21 protein-coding genes, 1 tRNA gene and 1 other annotated feature are annotated in these 14394 nt (G+C 37.0%); of the genes, 21 read left to right on the forward strand and 1 reads right to left on the reverse strand.

The features are described from left to right. Positions 1 to 21: 21 nt before the first annotated feature. The 3 genes from AC6UC9_RS02455 to AC6UC9_RS02465 are packed head-to-tail and all read left to right on the forward strand — an operon-like array spanning position 22 to position 1638. Positions 22 to 249 (forward strand): YqgQ family protein, encoded by a 228-nt coding sequence (locus AC6UC9_RS02455; protein ID WP_010021549.1) that lies wholly within the window; start codon positions 22 to 24, stop codon positions 247 to 249. Position 250: 1 nt separating this feature from the next. Further along, positions 251 to 1213, forward strand: a complete 963-nt coding sequence (locus AC6UC9_RS02460) for an ROK family glucokinase (protein WP_500693686.1) — start codon at positions 251 to 253, stop codon at positions 1211 to 1213. A 20-nt stretch (positions 1214 to 1233) separates the two neighbouring features. After that, the gene (locus AC6UC9_RS02465; RefSeq protein ID WP_500696736.1) at positions 1234 to 1638 is read left to right on the forward strand and encodes a rhodanese-like domain-containing protein; all 405 of its coding nucleotides are present in this window, start codon (positions 1234 to 1236) and stop codon (positions 1636 to 1638) included. Positions 1639 to 1681: 43 nt separating this feature from the next. On the opposite strand, the gene AC6UC9_RS02470 is transcribed toward AC6UC9_RS02465, so the two are convergent. Next, a complete protein-coding gene (locus AC6UC9_RS02470) occupies positions 1682 to 1858 on the reverse strand; it encodes a DUF3042 family protein (RefSeq protein WP_500693688.1) in 177 nt (58 codons plus the stop codon). Positions 1859 to 1950: 92 nt separating this feature from the next. Between AC6UC9_RS02470 and miaA the strand changes: the two genes are divergently transcribed. The 18 genes from miaA to coaBC all read left to right on the forward strand — a co-directional run bounded on the left by miaA (position 1951) and on the right by coaBC (position 14380). Continuing rightward, positions 1951 to 2871 (forward strand): tRNA (adenosine(37)-N6)-dimethylallyltransferase MiaA, encoded by a 921-nt coding sequence (gene miaA, locus AC6UC9_RS02475; protein ID WP_500701041.1) that lies wholly within the window; start codon positions 1951 to 1953, stop codon positions 2869 to 2871. After that, positions 2858 to 3382 carry a hypothetical protein gene (locus tag AC6UC9_RS02480; RefSeq protein ID WP_500701042.1) on the forward strand — a complete coding sequence of 175 codons (525 nt, stop codon included), beginning with the start codon at positions 2858 to 2860 and terminating at the stop codon, positions 3380 to 3382. The genes miaA and AC6UC9_RS02480 overlap by 14 nt, the downstream gene beginning before the upstream one ends. A 74-nt stretch (positions 3383 to 3456) precedes the next feature. Continuing rightward, positions 3457 to 3530: transfer RNA gene (locus AC6UC9_RS02485), tRNA-Arg, on the forward strand. Between the two features lie 98 nt (positions 3531 to 3628). Next, positions 3629 to 3702: a sequence feature (ribosomal protein L21 leader region), on the forward strand. Between the two features lie 16 nt (positions 3703 to 3718). Next, positions 3719 to 4027: a 50S ribosomal protein L21 gene (rplU, locus tag AC6UC9_RS02490; RefSeq protein WP_500693691.1), complete on the forward strand. Its 309-nt coding sequence runs from the start codon at positions 3719 to 3721 to the stop codon at positions 4025 to 4027. A gap of 5 nt (positions 4028 to 4032) precedes the next feature. After that, on the forward strand, positions 4033 to 4353 hold the full coding sequence (locus AC6UC9_RS02495; protein WP_500701043.1) for a ribosomal-processing cysteine protease Prp: 321 nt from the start codon (positions 4033 to 4035) through the stop codon (positions 4351 to 4353). A 26-nt stretch (positions 4354 to 4379) separates the two neighbouring features. Continuing rightward, positions 4380 to 4676, forward strand: coding sequence for a 50S ribosomal protein L27 (rpmA, locus tag AC6UC9_RS02500; RefSeq protein ID WP_010021538.1), 297 nt, complete (start codon positions 4380 to 4382; stop codon positions 4674 to 4676). Between the two features lie 114 nt (positions 4677 to 4790). Further along, positions 4791 to 5351 carry an elongation factor P gene (efp, locus tag AC6UC9_RS02505; RefSeq protein WP_039143941.1) on the forward strand — a complete coding sequence of 187 codons (561 nt, stop codon included), beginning with the start codon at positions 4791 to 4793 and terminating at the stop codon, positions 5349 to 5351. Positions 5352 to 5394: 43 nt separating this feature from the next. Further along, positions 5395 to 5823, forward strand: a complete 429-nt coding sequence (locus tag AC6UC9_RS02510; protein WP_500695695.1) for an Asp23/Gls24 family envelope stress response protein — start codon at positions 5395 to 5397, stop codon at positions 5821 to 5823. Further along, positions 5820 to 6218 (forward strand): transcription antitermination factor NusB, encoded by a 399-nt coding sequence (nusB, locus tag AC6UC9_RS02515; RefSeq protein ID WP_500693694.1) that lies wholly within the window; start codon positions 5820 to 5822, stop codon positions 6216 to 6218. Before AC6UC9_RS02510 ends, nusB begins: the two co-directional genes overlap by 4 nt. Before the next feature lie 91 nt (positions 6219 to 6309). Continuing rightward, positions 6310 to 7173, forward strand: a complete 864-nt coding sequence (locus AC6UC9_RS02520; RefSeq protein WP_500695693.1) for a bifunctional 5,10-methylenetetrahydrofolate dehydrogenase/5,10-methenyltetrahydrofolate cyclohydrolase — start codon at positions 6310 to 6312, stop codon at positions 7171 to 7173. After that, complete coding sequence (gene xseA / locus AC6UC9_RS02525) at positions 7163 to 8512, forward strand: exodeoxyribonuclease VII large subunit (protein ID WP_500696733.1); 1350 nt, start codon at positions 7163 to 7165, stop codon at positions 8510 to 8512. Before AC6UC9_RS02520 ends, xseA begins: the two co-directional genes overlap by 11 nt. Continuing rightward, complete coding sequence (locus AC6UC9_RS02530; RefSeq protein WP_500693697.1) at positions 8512 to 8763, forward strand: exodeoxyribonuclease VII small subunit; 252 nt, start codon at positions 8512 to 8514, stop codon at positions 8761 to 8763. Before xseA ends, AC6UC9_RS02530 begins: the two co-directional genes overlap by 1 nt. After that, positions 8750 to 9622: a polyprenyl synthetase family protein gene (locus AC6UC9_RS02535; RefSeq protein ID WP_500701044.1), complete on the forward strand. Its 873-nt coding sequence runs from the start codon at positions 8750 to 8752 to the stop codon at positions 9620 to 9622. The genes AC6UC9_RS02530 and AC6UC9_RS02535 overlap by 14 nt, the downstream gene beginning before the upstream one ends. 7 nt (positions 9623 to 9629) lie before the next feature. Further along, positions 9630 to 10448: a TlyA family RNA methyltransferase gene (locus AC6UC9_RS02540; RefSeq protein ID WP_500701045.1), complete on the forward strand. Its 819-nt coding sequence runs from the start codon at positions 9630 to 9632 to the stop codon at positions 10446 to 10448. A gap of 12 nt (positions 10449 to 10460) precedes the next feature. After that, positions 10461 to 12167 (forward strand): DNA repair protein RecN, encoded by a 1707-nt coding sequence (gene recN / locus AC6UC9_RS02545; RefSeq protein WP_500701046.1) that lies wholly within the window; start codon positions 10461 to 10463, stop codon positions 12165 to 12167. Between the two features lie 82 nt (positions 12168 to 12249). Beyond that, positions 12250 to 12867: a guanylate kinase gene (gene gmk, locus AC6UC9_RS02550; RefSeq protein ID WP_500693701.1), complete on the forward strand. Its 618-nt coding sequence runs from the start codon at positions 12250 to 12252 to the stop codon at positions 12865 to 12867. Beyond that, positions 12867 to 13070, forward strand: a complete 204-nt coding sequence (gene rpoZ / locus AC6UC9_RS02555; protein ID WP_500693702.1) for a DNA-directed RNA polymerase subunit omega — start codon at positions 12867 to 12869, stop codon at positions 13068 to 13070. The genes gmk and rpoZ overlap by 1 nt, the downstream gene beginning before the upstream one ends. Positions 13071 to 13174: 104 nt before the next feature. Next, complete coding sequence (gene coaBC / locus AC6UC9_RS02560) at positions 13175 to 14380, forward strand: bifunctional phosphopantothenoylcysteine decarboxylase/phosphopantothenate--cysteine ligase CoaBC (RefSeq protein WP_500701047.1); 1206 nt, start codon at positions 13175 to 13177, stop codon at positions 14378 to 14380. Positions 14381 to 14394: the final 14 nt, after the last annotated feature.

Here is a 14394-nt window from a genome sequence, read left to right on the forward strand (position 1 = left end):
TAATTTAGGATGATGATTAAAATGACAACTCTATATGATGTTCAACAACTGTTAAAAAAATTTGGAATATATGTATATGTCGGTAAACGACTTTGGGATATTGAAGTAATGGCCTTAGAACTCGACCATCTTCATGATGCTCATGTAGTTAGTGATCGAGAGTTTACATCCGCAAAACTAGTATTAACACGTGAACACAGGATTGAAGAAAAAAACTTAAAATCTAAAAATGAGACGGGAGGTCTATAGAATGGCAAAGAATTTGATTGGGATTGACTTAGGTGGTACCACTACTAAAATGGCTTTTTTGGACGAAAATGGTGAGGTTCTTGATAAATGGAGAGTACTCACTGATACTAGTGATAAGGGCGCTCACATCGTTGAGAACATTGTTAAGTCAATCAACAAACATATCGAGGATTCTGACAAAACCATTAATGATTTTGTTGGAATTGGAATGGGAACACCAGGAACTGTAAACCGTGAAAAAGGGACAGTTTCCGAAGCTTTTAACCTTAACTGGAAGGATGAACAACCAGTTCGAGAATTGATTCAGAATGGGGTTGGATTACCATTTCAATTAGACAATGATGCCAATGTGGCTTCCTTAGGTGAATACTGGAAGGGTGCAGGTAGTACTGAAGACGACGTAGTCTTTGTTACGTTAGGAACTGGAGTTGGTGGTGGAGTAATTGCTAACGGTAAACTCCTTCATGGTGTTAATGGTGGAGCAGGTGAAGTTGGACACATTGCTGTTCAACCAAATGGTTACCTTTGTACCTGTGGCAAAAGAGGTTGCTTAGAACAGTACGCTTCAGCAACTGGAATTGTTCACGTAGCTAAGGATATGTCTAAAGATTTTAAGGGACATTCACGGTTAAAGGATCTCGAAAATACTGATGAAAAAATCACTTCAAAAATGGTTTTTTACCTAGCAGATAATGGCGACATTTTTGCTAATCAGGTTGTGGATAAGATTTGTTTTTACCTTGGACTAGCCTTATCTGATATTGGAAATACTTTGAACCCAGCAAGTATCATTATTGGTGGTGGAGTTTCGAATGCTGGAAACACTTTGCTTCAACCAACTACTAGATATTTCCAGGAAAATGCCTTTCCATCAATTAGAGATTCAACTAAAGTTAAATTAGCTCAGTTGGGTAATGATGCTGGGGTAATTGGTGCAGCTTCGTTAGCATTACAATTTAGATAAAAGTATTGGAGAGATTTTAATTGAGTAGTGTGATAGTTTCAGTTCTTTATTTTCTGATCACTCTAGGAGTGGTTCTGTTAATTTGGTGGTTATACCATGAATTTACTATTTTAATGGCCAAACGCTATTGTAAGTTTTTAAATGAAGATGAATTTCAAAGTGGGATTCGCAAATCGCAAGTTATTGACTTACGTGAAAGTAAAGCTTTTAATGATGGTCATATTCTTGGTTCAAGAAACATGCCATATTCAACTTTTCGAAGTTTTTATCAAGAACTGAGACCAGATCTACCAGTTTATTTGTACGATCAGAATAAGACTTTGAGTATGAAAGCTGCCAAATTCCTTCACAAAAAGGGTTTTAAAAATATTTCAATTCTTAACGAGGGTTACCAGCGATGGGATGGCAAAATTAAAAAGGGTTAACTAAAAAGAGAACTCGATCGAGTTCTCTTTTTATTATTAATAATTAACTTAAATGAGCTGAATGACTTTTTCTGTTTGCTCTTTTACGGTTTTCATTAATTTTGGACTCTTGTTCCTCCATTGGTTGAACCACCGTTTTCTTGAATGAAAGCCAAACCCCTGCAGCGATTCCAATACATGCTGCAACTCCTGTAGTAAATCCTTGTGTAAATTTACTCATAGTCATTGCCTCCTTTTTTATTATCTACTTGTCCATTATGCGTTATTTGCGCTAATATATCCAGTATAGAACATCATTAATTAGGTGAATTTATGAACAAATTATTAGCGATTGTTGGTCCAACGGCTGTTGGAAAAACGGACTTATCAATTAAAATTGCAAAACAGTTTAATGGAGAAATTATTTCTGGCGACTCAATGCAGGTTTACCGTCATCTAGATATTGGGACTGCCAAGATTTCTCGAACGGAGCAGCAGGGAATTCCTCATTATTTAATAAACATCATTGATGTTGACGAACAATATTCGGTGGTTGATTTTGTTGAAGCTGCTGAAAAATTAATTAAGGAAATTACGAATCGAGGGCATCTTCCAATTATTGTTGGTGGCACTGGATTTTATCTTAATTCACTCTTAAGGGGATTAAATTTAGGAAGTAAGAATGATCCTGAGATTAGAGCAACATTGATTAATGAACTTAACGAATTTGGTCCAATGAAAATGTGGGATAAATTAAATCAGGTTGATCCTGTAACGGCATCAAAGACACCTATGCAAAACACACGACGCATTTTACGGGCTCTCGAAGTATACCTTGTTAGTGGAAGGCCAATTTCCAAGCAGAATAATCAGGGACAGCAGTATGATGAATTGATTGTGGGACTTAATACGCGTCGTGATGTCCTATACCAGCGGATTAATCAACGAGTAGACCAGATGATGGAAAACGGGTTAATTAAAGAAAATAAATGGCTTTTTGAAAATGGGGGGAGTAAAATTCCTGCTAGTAAGGGAATTGGGTACCGCGAATTCATCTCATATTTCAAGGGTAACGAAAGTTTGGATCAAGTAGTAGAAGATGTTAAGCAAGACTCAAGACACTACGCTAAGAGACAACTAACGTGGTTTAGGAACAAGATGGACGTTACTTGGTATGATTTAATTCAACATCCCGAAGAAATTACTCAAATTGAACAGCAAATTAAGGAGTGGCAAAATAATGATGGATATTAACAAAATGGTTTCGGATACAGTCAACTTATATCGGCAATTAGATGCTAAAAATCAAACAATCTGGAAACCCGGAACTCATGTTTCAAGTTCTTACGTTTCGTTAGACATTCACTTTTCTGAATTGGCTAAAAATTCTGGGATGCTTCAAACAGACATCACTAGTTCCGAGAACAATCGTGACAACCAGCTCGAAAGTTACATTAGGACTCTCAGGGATTTTTTGCTAATTGCTAACCTACAAAGTTGGGTGGATGTGATTACTGTAGATGACGAGATGTTAAATAAGTTATTAGGAATGAAAAAGACTGATGACCTTAATTCTTTATATTTATCAATGCTGAATATGTTACTAAAAAGTTATTATGAGAAAAGCAAGATCGGATATAAGCACGCTTGGACTTTATTCTTAAAGTTCGGCCTTGTTGATTTAGGCTTTAGTTCAGATGCAATCACCGATATATTTAACAGTCTACTGCAAGATGATTTAAAGCTGGTTTTAAATGATCATTAAATCAAGCAATGTACTAAAAACCATTGACTTATAGTTTGATATTCAATATAATTGTTCTTGTTGTTTGAGTTTATGTCGCAGTAGCTCAGCTGGATAGAGCAACGGTCTTCTAAACCGTAGGTCGAGCGTTCGAATCGCTCCTGCGACATCTCGAAAAAGGCACACGCTTAATATCTGGCGTGTCTTTTTTTTATTTGACTTATAACATTAATTTTTATATACTTATGATGTTGTAATTGTGGACTTCCACAGCTACAACCGCTCAGTTTGAGTTTTTAAAGCCCAGTGGGTACTTAATACTGGCGAGTCTAAGCAAATTATAAGGAGGTGCACTACATGTACGCAATTATTGAAACAGGTGGCAAGCAATACAAGGTTTCTGAAGGTGAAGCCATCTTTGTTGAAAAACTTGATGCTAACGAAGGTGACAAGGTTACTTTTGATGATGTTGTCTTTGTTAGTGGCAAGACCCCTAAGGTTGGTTCACCATTAGTTGATGGTGCTTCAGTCGAAGGAAAAGTTGATAAGCAAGGTAAGGGTAAGAAGATCCGTATCTTTAGATACAAACCTAAAAAGGGTGCTCAATCAAAGAAGGGTCATAGACAACCTTATACTAAGGTTACTATCAACAAGATTAACGCTTAAGTCGTATGATTAAAGCTACATTTGATTTAAATCATAATTTAATAACCGGATTTAAAGTAACTGGCCACGCTGATTCTGGTGAGTATGGGCATGATATCGTCTGTGCAGCAGTATCAGCGTTAGCAATTTCTTCTGTGAACGGGTTAATTACCGTTTGTGACATTGATCCATATGTAGAACAGAATGAAAAAAATGGAGGATATCTTCAAGTTAAGATTCCGGTTGAACATTTGAATGATGTTAAGGTCCAAACGTTACTTAAAAGCTTTATGAATGGACTTATGGATATTTCAAAACAGTATTCGAATTACGTTGAAGTAAAATAACACTTTTAATTTGGAGGTGTAAACGCATGTTAAAAATGAATCTACAATTTTTCTCTCACCATAAAACCGGTGGTTCATCATCTAACGGTCGTGACTCAGCTGGACGTCGTTTAGGGACTAAAGCTGCTGATGGCTCATCAGTAACAACTGGTACAATTTTATACCGTCAACGTGGAACTCATATCTATCCAGGTAAGAACGTTAAACGTGGTGGAGATGACACATTATTTGCTTTAGTTGATGGGATTGTTCGTTTCGAACGTTTAGGTCGTGACAAACGTCAAGTTTCTGTTTACCCTGAAGCAGAAGTAGCAACTAAGTAAATCCAAAGAGGCCTAGCGTTAACGCAGGGGTCTCTTTTTTTATCAATATCGTAACTTGCTTTTACGTGATCAATATTGATATGATAGGAACATAAATATGTGGGAGGCATGAAAATGTCAATTTCAATTGTAAAAGTAAAAAATGGTATGACCATTCAAGCTGACAATAACATCTGGAAGATTGTTAGTTTTCAACACGTAAAGCCCGGTAAGGGTGGAGCATTTGTTCGTACTAAGTTAAAGAATTTAAGGACGGGAGCCGTTCAGGAAAAAACTTTTCGGGCTAGTGCTAAAGTTGAAAAAGCTAACATTGAAACCAAAAAGATGCAATACCTCTATGATGATGGTAGTGGACTTGTCTTCATGGACATGGATAATTATGAACAACTAACGATTCCAAGAGAGCAAGTTAAAGAAGAAATGAACTACTTACAAGAAAATATGGAAGTTCAAGTTATTCAGTACGGCGGTGAAACTTTGGGAGTTGAAGTGCCTAAGACGGTCACACTTGAAGTAGCGGATACTGAACCTGGGATTAAAGGTGATACTGCTTCCGGTGGTTCTAAACCCGCTACTATGACCACTGGTTTAACGCTTCAAGTTCCATTCTTTGTAAATAAGGGTGATAAGTTAGTGATCAATACTGATGACGGTACTTACATTTCTCGGGCATAATGGTCAGAATGATCTGATTGTTTAGCCAATTGGGGGTTATATTATGGCAGCAGACGAAAGTTTCATTACACTCGACAATAAGAAATCAGACCTAGGGTCGATTAAAATTGCACCTCGTGTGATTGAGGTCATTGCTGGAATTGCGGCCGTGCAAGTTGAAGGAGTTAACCGGATGCGTGGTAGTTTTTCTTCCAGTGTTAACGAATTATTTGGAAGAAAAGAGCGCGGTAAGGGCATCAGATTAGCAATTAAGAATGGCAAATTGAATGTTGATATTTTTGTATACCTAAATTACGGGGTTTCGGTTCCTAAAGTTGCTTTAGAGATTCAAAACCAAGTAAAACAACAGTTGTTGTTTATGACTGACCTTCGTATCGGTTCCGTAAATGTTCACGTTGAGGGAATGATTCCTCCAAAGAGTACTGGCAAAGTTGATACTGATAAATTATTCGATAATGAGGATAAAAAGTGAAAATAAGTCGACATCAAATTAGAGAGTTAGCTTTTCAAACCTTATTTGCGATGGAAAGTAATGATGCTGTTGAACCAAGTGAATTTTTTGATTATCTTACAAATGAAGATGTAAGGGCACCAGAATATTACTTGGAAATCGTTAATGGGGTAAGAGAGCATAAGAGTGAACTTGATAAGATCATTACGGATCACTTAGCGAATAAATGGTCGATTGATCGAATTAGTAAAGCTGACCTAATTATCTTAAGAATTGCGCTGTATGAAATTAAGTATGAAGAAGCAACGCCAAATAAAGTTGCCATTAATGAAGCTTTAGAATTAGCTAAAAAGTTTTGTGATGATAAGTCACGAAACTTTATTAATGGCGTTTTAGATAGTGCGATTGAAAAATAGGAACCCGTTATGGGTTCTTATTTTTTTACATTTAGCTAGAACAAAAATAATATGCTAGAATTGTACTAATAATGTATCGGGAGATGTTTTCGTGGTTAGCATAATTGATGGCAGAAAGGTTGCAAAAGACCTGAACTTAAAAACAAAAAAGCGAGTTTTTAAACTAAAACAAGCTGGAATTAATCCGGGATTAGCGGTAGTAATCGTTGGAAATGACCGGGCAAGTCAAAGATATGTTCGAAGCAAAGAAAAAAAGGCAACAGAGTTAGGCATCTATTCCGTTAAGAAAGCTTTACCTGAATCAACCACGCAAGACGAATTGATCCAAATTGTGAGAAGTTTGAATGAGAACCCTGAAATCAATGGAATCTTAGTTCAATCGCCACTTCCTGATCATATTAACGAAGACAAAGTGATTGAGGCAATTGATCCTACAAAAGATGTGGATGGTTTTCATCCCGTTAATGTCGGCAAGTTATTTCTTAATCTTAAGGAGAATTACCCGGTTGCATGTACTCCGAAGGGCATTATGACTTTACTATCGGAGTACCATATTGACTTAGATGGTAAAAACGTTGTGATTGTTGGCCGTAGTTCAATTGTTGGAAAGCCAATGTTAGCGTTGATGCTTAACGCCGATGCAACCGTGATTGACGTTCATAGCCACACTGATGATGTTTCAAAGTACACGAAGCAAGCTGATGTAGTTATTTCAGCGGTCGGCAAGTATGCCATATTAAATGATGATGATTTTAAACCAGGTGCCGTTGTTATTGACGTTGGTCAAAATATGGATGAGAATGGTAAATTGGCTGGCGACGTCGAATACAAATCAAAAAGTGACAATATCGAATATATCACTCCGGTGCCGGGTGGCGTAGGACCAATGACAATCGCAACCTTGATGCAACAAACTGTTGATATGTGTGAATGGAGCAAAAAGAGTGGCAAGTAAATATTTAACTGTATCAGCTTTGACACAGTATATCAAAAAGAAATTTGACGTTGATCCATACCTAGGACGAGTTTATCTTACCGGTGAAATCTCCAACTTTCGCTTGCGACCAACTCATCAATATTTTAGTTTAAAGGATGATAACTCAAAAATTAACGTTACGATGTTTAAATCAGCCTTCTCTAAGATTAAATTCATGCCAGAGGAGGGAATGAAAGTCCTTGTTACTGGACATGTTTCCGTGTATGAAAAAACCGGAATGTATCAGTTTTATATTGATCACATGGAACCGGATGGAGTGGGTCAACTTTATGAAGCCTACGAACAGTTAAAAAATAAACTTGCCAAAGAGGGCTTGTTTGAGGAAATTCATAAAAAACCTCTTCCAATGTATCCTAAGAGAATTGCTGTAGTCACGTCTCAAAGTGGTGCAGTTATTAAGGACATCATCACCACCGTTAGACGGAGATTCCCGATTGCTCAAATTGTCCTGTTTCCAGCAGCTGTTCAGGGTGAGAATGCAGCGAGTGAGATCGCTCATCAAATTAACCGAGTCAACGAAATTGGTGGATTTGATACTCTTATTATTGGTCGTGGTGGTGGTTCTATTGAAGATTTATGGCCATTTAATGAAGAAATTGTAGCAAGAGCTATTTATAATAGTAAAATTCCAGTGATTTCATCAGTTGGACATGAAACTGATACAACGATTGCTGATTTAGTTTCTGACAAACGGGCAGCAACCCCGACCGCAGCTGCTGAGTTGGCAGTTCCTGTGCTTAGTGATGTAATTCTTGATTTAAAGACTAAACAGACTAGGATTTATAATGCCATGGATAACATTTTGGCCCGTTCGAGGTCACAATACGATAAAGTAATGAATTCTTACGTTTTTAACCAGCCCGAACGTCTTTATGAATCCTATGTCCAGCAATTAGATACTTTAAATACCAAACTGGGTACTAACATGAAAGATTTACTAAATCATTACCATAATCAACTTCAAGCTTATTTAGAACAACTAAAATTAAACTCACCGGTTCATAGCATCAATGCAAACCAAAAACAGGTTAATTATTATCTTGAATCGATGAAAAAGTCCGTTCAAGTGATTTTGAAAACAAAACGGAATCAGTTAAATTCAAACGTCAGTGCACTCGACCATCTAAGCCCACTACGTTTAATGAGTTCTGGATATGGGATGGTTACAAACGATCATGAGAAATTAGTTAAGTCGGCTAAGGATTTAAAAAAGGATGAACACATTCGTATTCAGTTCAGTGATGGAAGTGCTAGTGCAACCGTTGATCATGTTGGACTTAAAGGAGACAGTAAATAATGGCAGATAAAAAACCAACTTTTGAAGAAAATATGGATAAATTAGAAGAAATTGTTAATCAACTTGAACAGGGGGACGTACCTTTAGAAAAAGCCCTTTCAGAATTTAAAGATGGAGTTGAGTTAAGTAACGAAATGCAAAAGACACTTTCAAATGCACAAAAAACGCTTACTAAAATGATGGATGACAGTGATAATGAAATCCCATTTGATCGTGATCAACAAGGTGGAGACAGTGATGACACCCAATAAACAAACTCTTTCAGAATTTAAAGCTGAATATATTCCGAAAATCGATCAAACTTTAGAAACAAACATTGATAAGTCGAGCTCGATAAAATTAATTGTAGATGCCATGAAATATTCTTTGATGGCTGGTGGAAAACGGTTACGACCATTATTGACGTTAGCTACCCTAAAAACTTTGAATTACGAAGTTGACGAGTCCGCCATTAAAACCAGTTCTGCGGTTGAGTTAGTTCATACCTATTCTTTAATTCATGATGATCTACCAGCCATGGACAATGATGATTATCGTCGTGGTCAACTCTCCAATCACAAAAAATTTGGCGCTGATATTGCAACTTTAGCTGGAGACGGATTGTTGACGTTAGCGTTTAACTGGCTTTCAAGAGCTGATTTGTCAGCTGTAAAAAGAGTTCAATTGATTCAGTTATTGTCCCATGCTGCTGGTCCAGACGGAATGGTAGCTGGTCAAACTGTAGATGTTAGTTCAGATAACCAACATTTGAATCTGGATGAATTAATGCATTTACATAGAAACAAAACCGGTGAATTGTTTCATTATTGTGTTATAGCAGGGGCGACCATTGCTGATGCTGATCAAGCAAGTCGGAAATGTTTATCTGCGTTTGCTTGGAATTTTGGGCTAGCATTTCAAATATTTGATGATATTAAAGATGCTCCTAACCTTGAAAATCAGGATGACGTTGATAAAAATACGTATGTAAATTTGTTGGGAATTAATGGAGCAATTCAAAAATTAGATGAGACTGTTAGTAAAAGTCAAGAGGCATTAAGTAAGTTACCGGATGAATTTTCACCCGATTTGTTAGATTCATTTTTATCTTATTTTGTGGTGAAAAAGTGAGGTTATAATGGCAAAGGATAAAGAGCGGGTTGATGTCTTACTTGTCAAGCAAGGATTGTTTGACACACGCGAAAGGGCAAAAAGAGCCGTCATGGCTGGTGAAGTACTTGGAAAAAATGAACAACGCATGGATAAGCCTGGGGTGAAGATTCCAGTTGAAACCAAGCTGCATTTAAAGGGCAATGCACTTCCCTTTGTCAGTCGGGGTGGATTAAAATTAGCAAAAGCACTCAAAAGTTTTAATATTAGTGTTCGTGATAGAATCGTTTTGGACATCGGATCCTCCACCGGGGGGTTTACGGATGTAATGTTACAAAATGGAGCTAAATTGAGTTACGCCTTAGATGTTGGGACAAACCAATTAGTTTGGAAGCTTAGAAACGACCCTCGTGTTGTTGTAATGGAGAATACTAATTTTCGGTACAGTAAACCAGAAGATTTTACTTGTGGAGAACCTAGTTTCGCCTCAATTGACGTTTCTTTTATTTCTCTTAAATTAATTTTAAAGCCCTTAAAATCAATTTTAGCTAAAAATGGGGAAGTAGTGGCATTAATAAAACCCCAGTTTGAGGCTGGTCGTGGAAACGTTGGTAAGCATGGCATTGTAAGGGACAAAAACGTGCATAAACAGGTGATTAATAACGTCATTCAGTTTGCGACCGAGGCTGGTTTTTCTGTTTTAGGACTTGATTTTTCTCCCATCAAGGGTGGTGAAGGGAATATCGAATTCTTGATTTATCTAAAGTCATCTGATGACCCTGAAGTAGGAAACGATGTTGCAGTTGATGGTGTCATGGATCAGGCTTATAAAAGTTTAAATAATTAAGAAGGTGAGAAGTTGTTACAGGAAATTTCAATCAAAGACTTTGCGATTATTGATCAATTGGAAGTTAATTTTTACTCAGGGATGACAGTTCTGTCAGGAGAAACTGGTGCAGGAAAGTCGATTATTATTGATGCCGTTGGTCTACTTGCTGGTGGTAGGGGATCGTCTCACTTTATTAGAAAGGGTGCAAACAAATCAATTTTACAGGGAATGTTTGCTATTCCTAAAGATGGTCTTACTGCTCATGTGTTGGATAAATTTGGGATCGAACATGATGATGATACGGTAATTTTACAGCGTGAATTATATCGTAATGGCCGCAACGTATGTCGCATCAATGGTATATTGGTGAATACAAATACGCTAAAAAAAGTTGGCGAAACTTTGGTTGATATTTATGGACAAAATGAACATCAAGCGCTGATGCAACCTGATAAGCACATTGGGTTACTTGATGAATTTGCTGGCGACAGCCTCAAACCTACGCTTAAGCTTTATCAGGAACAATATGAAAAATACCTTAAATTAAAGAAAGAATTAAATAATAAAAATAAAAATGAAAAAGAATGGGCTCAACGCATTGATATGCTTAAGTACCAGGTAAATGAAATTGAAACGGCTGATTTAACGGATGGCGAAGAAGAAGATCTGATAGCCGAAAGGGATCGTTTAAATAATTTTCAAGCCATTAGCGATAGTCTAGGAAGAAGTTTTAATGATATTAATGGTGATGAAAGTATTAGTCCGATTGATATGATCGGGGATGCCATGAATGCTCTTGAAGATTTAGAACGGTTAGATGATGAGTTTAAGTCAATTTCTGAGAATGTTAAAAATGCTTATTATACGCTGCAAGATGCTTCTGGAGAGATTAGTAATCAGATGGATAATTTGGAGTTTGACTCTGACCGATTGAACGAAGTTGAGCAACGCTTAAATACTATTTTTGAGTTAAAACGAAAATACGGTGATTCGATTAAACAGATTTTAAAGTATTACGATAAAATCTCTGGTGAATTAACTGATATGGAGACGGATGAAAAGAGTGGCAATAATTTAGAAGAACGCTTCAATGCTTCCGTCAAAGAATTAAATAAACTTGGGAAAAAGTTAAGTGATATTAGACATCAGCAAGCCGAAAAGTTAACGGCTGAAATTCATCAACAATTAGCTGATTTGTACATGGATAAAACGCAGTTCGAAGTTCGTTTTTCCAATTTACCTAAAGATACTTTTAATCGAAATGGAATTGAAGAAGTTGAGTTTTACATCCGAACGAATCCGGGTGAGGACATGGCACCGTTATCCAAAATTGCCTCTGGTGGTGAACTTTCTCGAATTATGTTAGCTCTTAAAACGATTTTTTCCCGCGTCCAAGGAGTAACTTCAATCGTGTTTGACGAGGTAGATACGGGGGTTTCGGGAAGAGTGGCTCAAGCAATTGCTGATAAAATTAGTGCAATTGGTAAGAAATCCCAGGTTTTGTGTATCACCCATCTGCCACAGGTTGCCGCCATGGCTGATAATCATGATTTCATCTCGAAGCATGTTGATTCTAATAATCGAACGGAAACTTCGGTTCAACCCTTATCAGGTGAGCAACGAGTTAAGGAGCTTGCTAGAATGTTAGCAGGAACTACAGTTACTAAGTTAACCATGGAACACGCTTCTGAACTTTTAAACTTGGCCAATCAACAAAAAAGACAAAAAATTAAATAGCATTCATTTTATCTCTTATTGATTAATTGATTTATAAATTGCATAATATATATAAAGAAGTTACGAAAAAGGAGCGGTTTAAGTGAGTGAAAGAGGAATGTTAATTGTTCTTTCTGGTCCAAGTGGAGTGGGGAAGGGAACGGTTAGAAAAGCCCTTTTTAATGAGCCTGATGTCGATTTCAAGTATTCAATCTCGATGACTACCAGAAAACCCCGTGAGGGAGAAGTTAACGGGGTTGATTATTACTTTGTTTCAAAGGATCAATTTGAACAGAATATTAAAAATGGTAAGATGCTGGAGTATGCTAAGTATGTTGACAATTACTATGGCACCCCGTTACAATACGTAAACGAGACATTAGATTCAGGAAGAGATGTTTTTCTGGAAATTGAAGTTAATGGTGCCATGCAGGTGCGTGCCAACTGCCCCGATGGAGTTTTTATTTTCCTAACTCCACCTGACATTGATTCACTTAGGGATCGTTTGGTTGGCCGTGGGACTGATGATATTGAAGTTATCAACAAACGAATTGAAAAAGCTTCTAAGGAAATCCGAATGATGCAAAACTATGATTACGCAGTTGTGAATGATAAGGTTTCAAATGCGGTAGACCGAATTAAAACAATTGTTAAAAGCGAACGTTTAAAGGTAAACCGCGTTATGCCAAATTATCTTAATAAATTAGGAGATGAAGTTTAATGTTTATTTATCCACCACTTGAAGATTTATTGCAACACGTTGATTCAAGATATTCGCTCGTTATGTTAGCCAGCAAAAGAGCTGAAGAACTTGATCAAGGTGCGAAACCACTGCTTTCCCATTATAAGTCAGTAAAATCAGTTGGAATGGCGTTGGAAGAAATTGCTGCCGGCGTGTTAACCATCGCTCCAAAAAGTAAGTAAGAAAGGACTTTTGTGATGAATCTCATCACAGGGTCTTTTTTTATTAAATGAATAATAAGGGATGTGTAGTATAATTAATAAGAAATACTTTGGAGGGTATAATTTTGTTAAACGGGAAGCAAATTGTCTTATTTGTATCTGGTAGCGTTGCTGCCTATAAGGCAGTTTATTTATTGAGACTTTTAAAAAAGAATGGTGCTAGTGTCAAAGTTGTAATGACACCGTTTGCCAAACGATTTGTCTCGAAATTAACTTTTCAAGTTTTATCGAAGAATGATGTCTATGATGATCAAAGTTATTTTGATGACTCAACAACGATTAATCATATTGGGCTAGCTAAATGGGCCGATTTGGCAATTGTTGCCCCAGCTACCGCTGATTTTATTTCTAAAACAGCAAATGGGATTGCAGATGATTTTGCAAGTACGACTATGTTAGCCATGGAGTGCCCCAAGTATTTTGCGCCAGCAATGAATGATGTCATGCTAAAAAATCCAGCTACCCAAAGAAATCTTCAAAGATTAAAAGATGATGGTATCGAATTTATTGAGCCACAAGTTGGTCCACTAGCCGAAGGATATTCAGCTCTAGGTCGACTTGCTGAACCAGAAGAAATTTATCAGTTTGTGGTTAGTCAATTAAGTGATCATGATGACCAACCTCTTTCTGGGGTTAATATACTGGTAACTGCTGGTGGTACTAGAGAACCAATTGATCCGGTTAGGTACTTATCAAATAATTCATCAGGAAAGATGGGATATGCAATTGCTGAGGTTGCTAAAAAGATGGGGGCCAATGTGACACTTGTAAGTGCCAACAGTCAGTGCCAGATTCCAGATGGTGTGAAAGTTATCAAAGTTAGTTCTGCTGATCAACTGGAGCACCAGGTGCAACGCTCATTTTCAGATAATCAGGTTTTGATTATGGCTGCTGCGGTTAGTGATTTTAAACCTGCTCATGCGGAAAAACAAAAAATCAAGAAGGATCAAGACCATGATTCTTTAGATCTCCATCTAATTAAGAACGATGATATTGTTGCAAAAGTGGCACAACAGAAGAGCCCTAATCAGGTGGTGGTCGGTTTTGCGGCCGAGACCAATGATCCTCTTAAAAATGCTAAGCAAAAGTTGATGAAAAAGAAATTAGATCTAGTGGTATTAAATGATGTTTCCAATTCATTAATTGGTTTTAATAGTGATGATAATCAGGTTTCAATCATCTCAAAGGATGGTTTGGTCAAAAAGACAGAAGTTGAGTCTAAATTAAAAGTTGCTAGTGAAGTGTTAAATGTCGTTGTTGACCTTTTATAGCTAATCTGTAATAT

It is taken from the genome of Fructilactobacillus sp. X7R4C1, assembly GCF_059901115.1.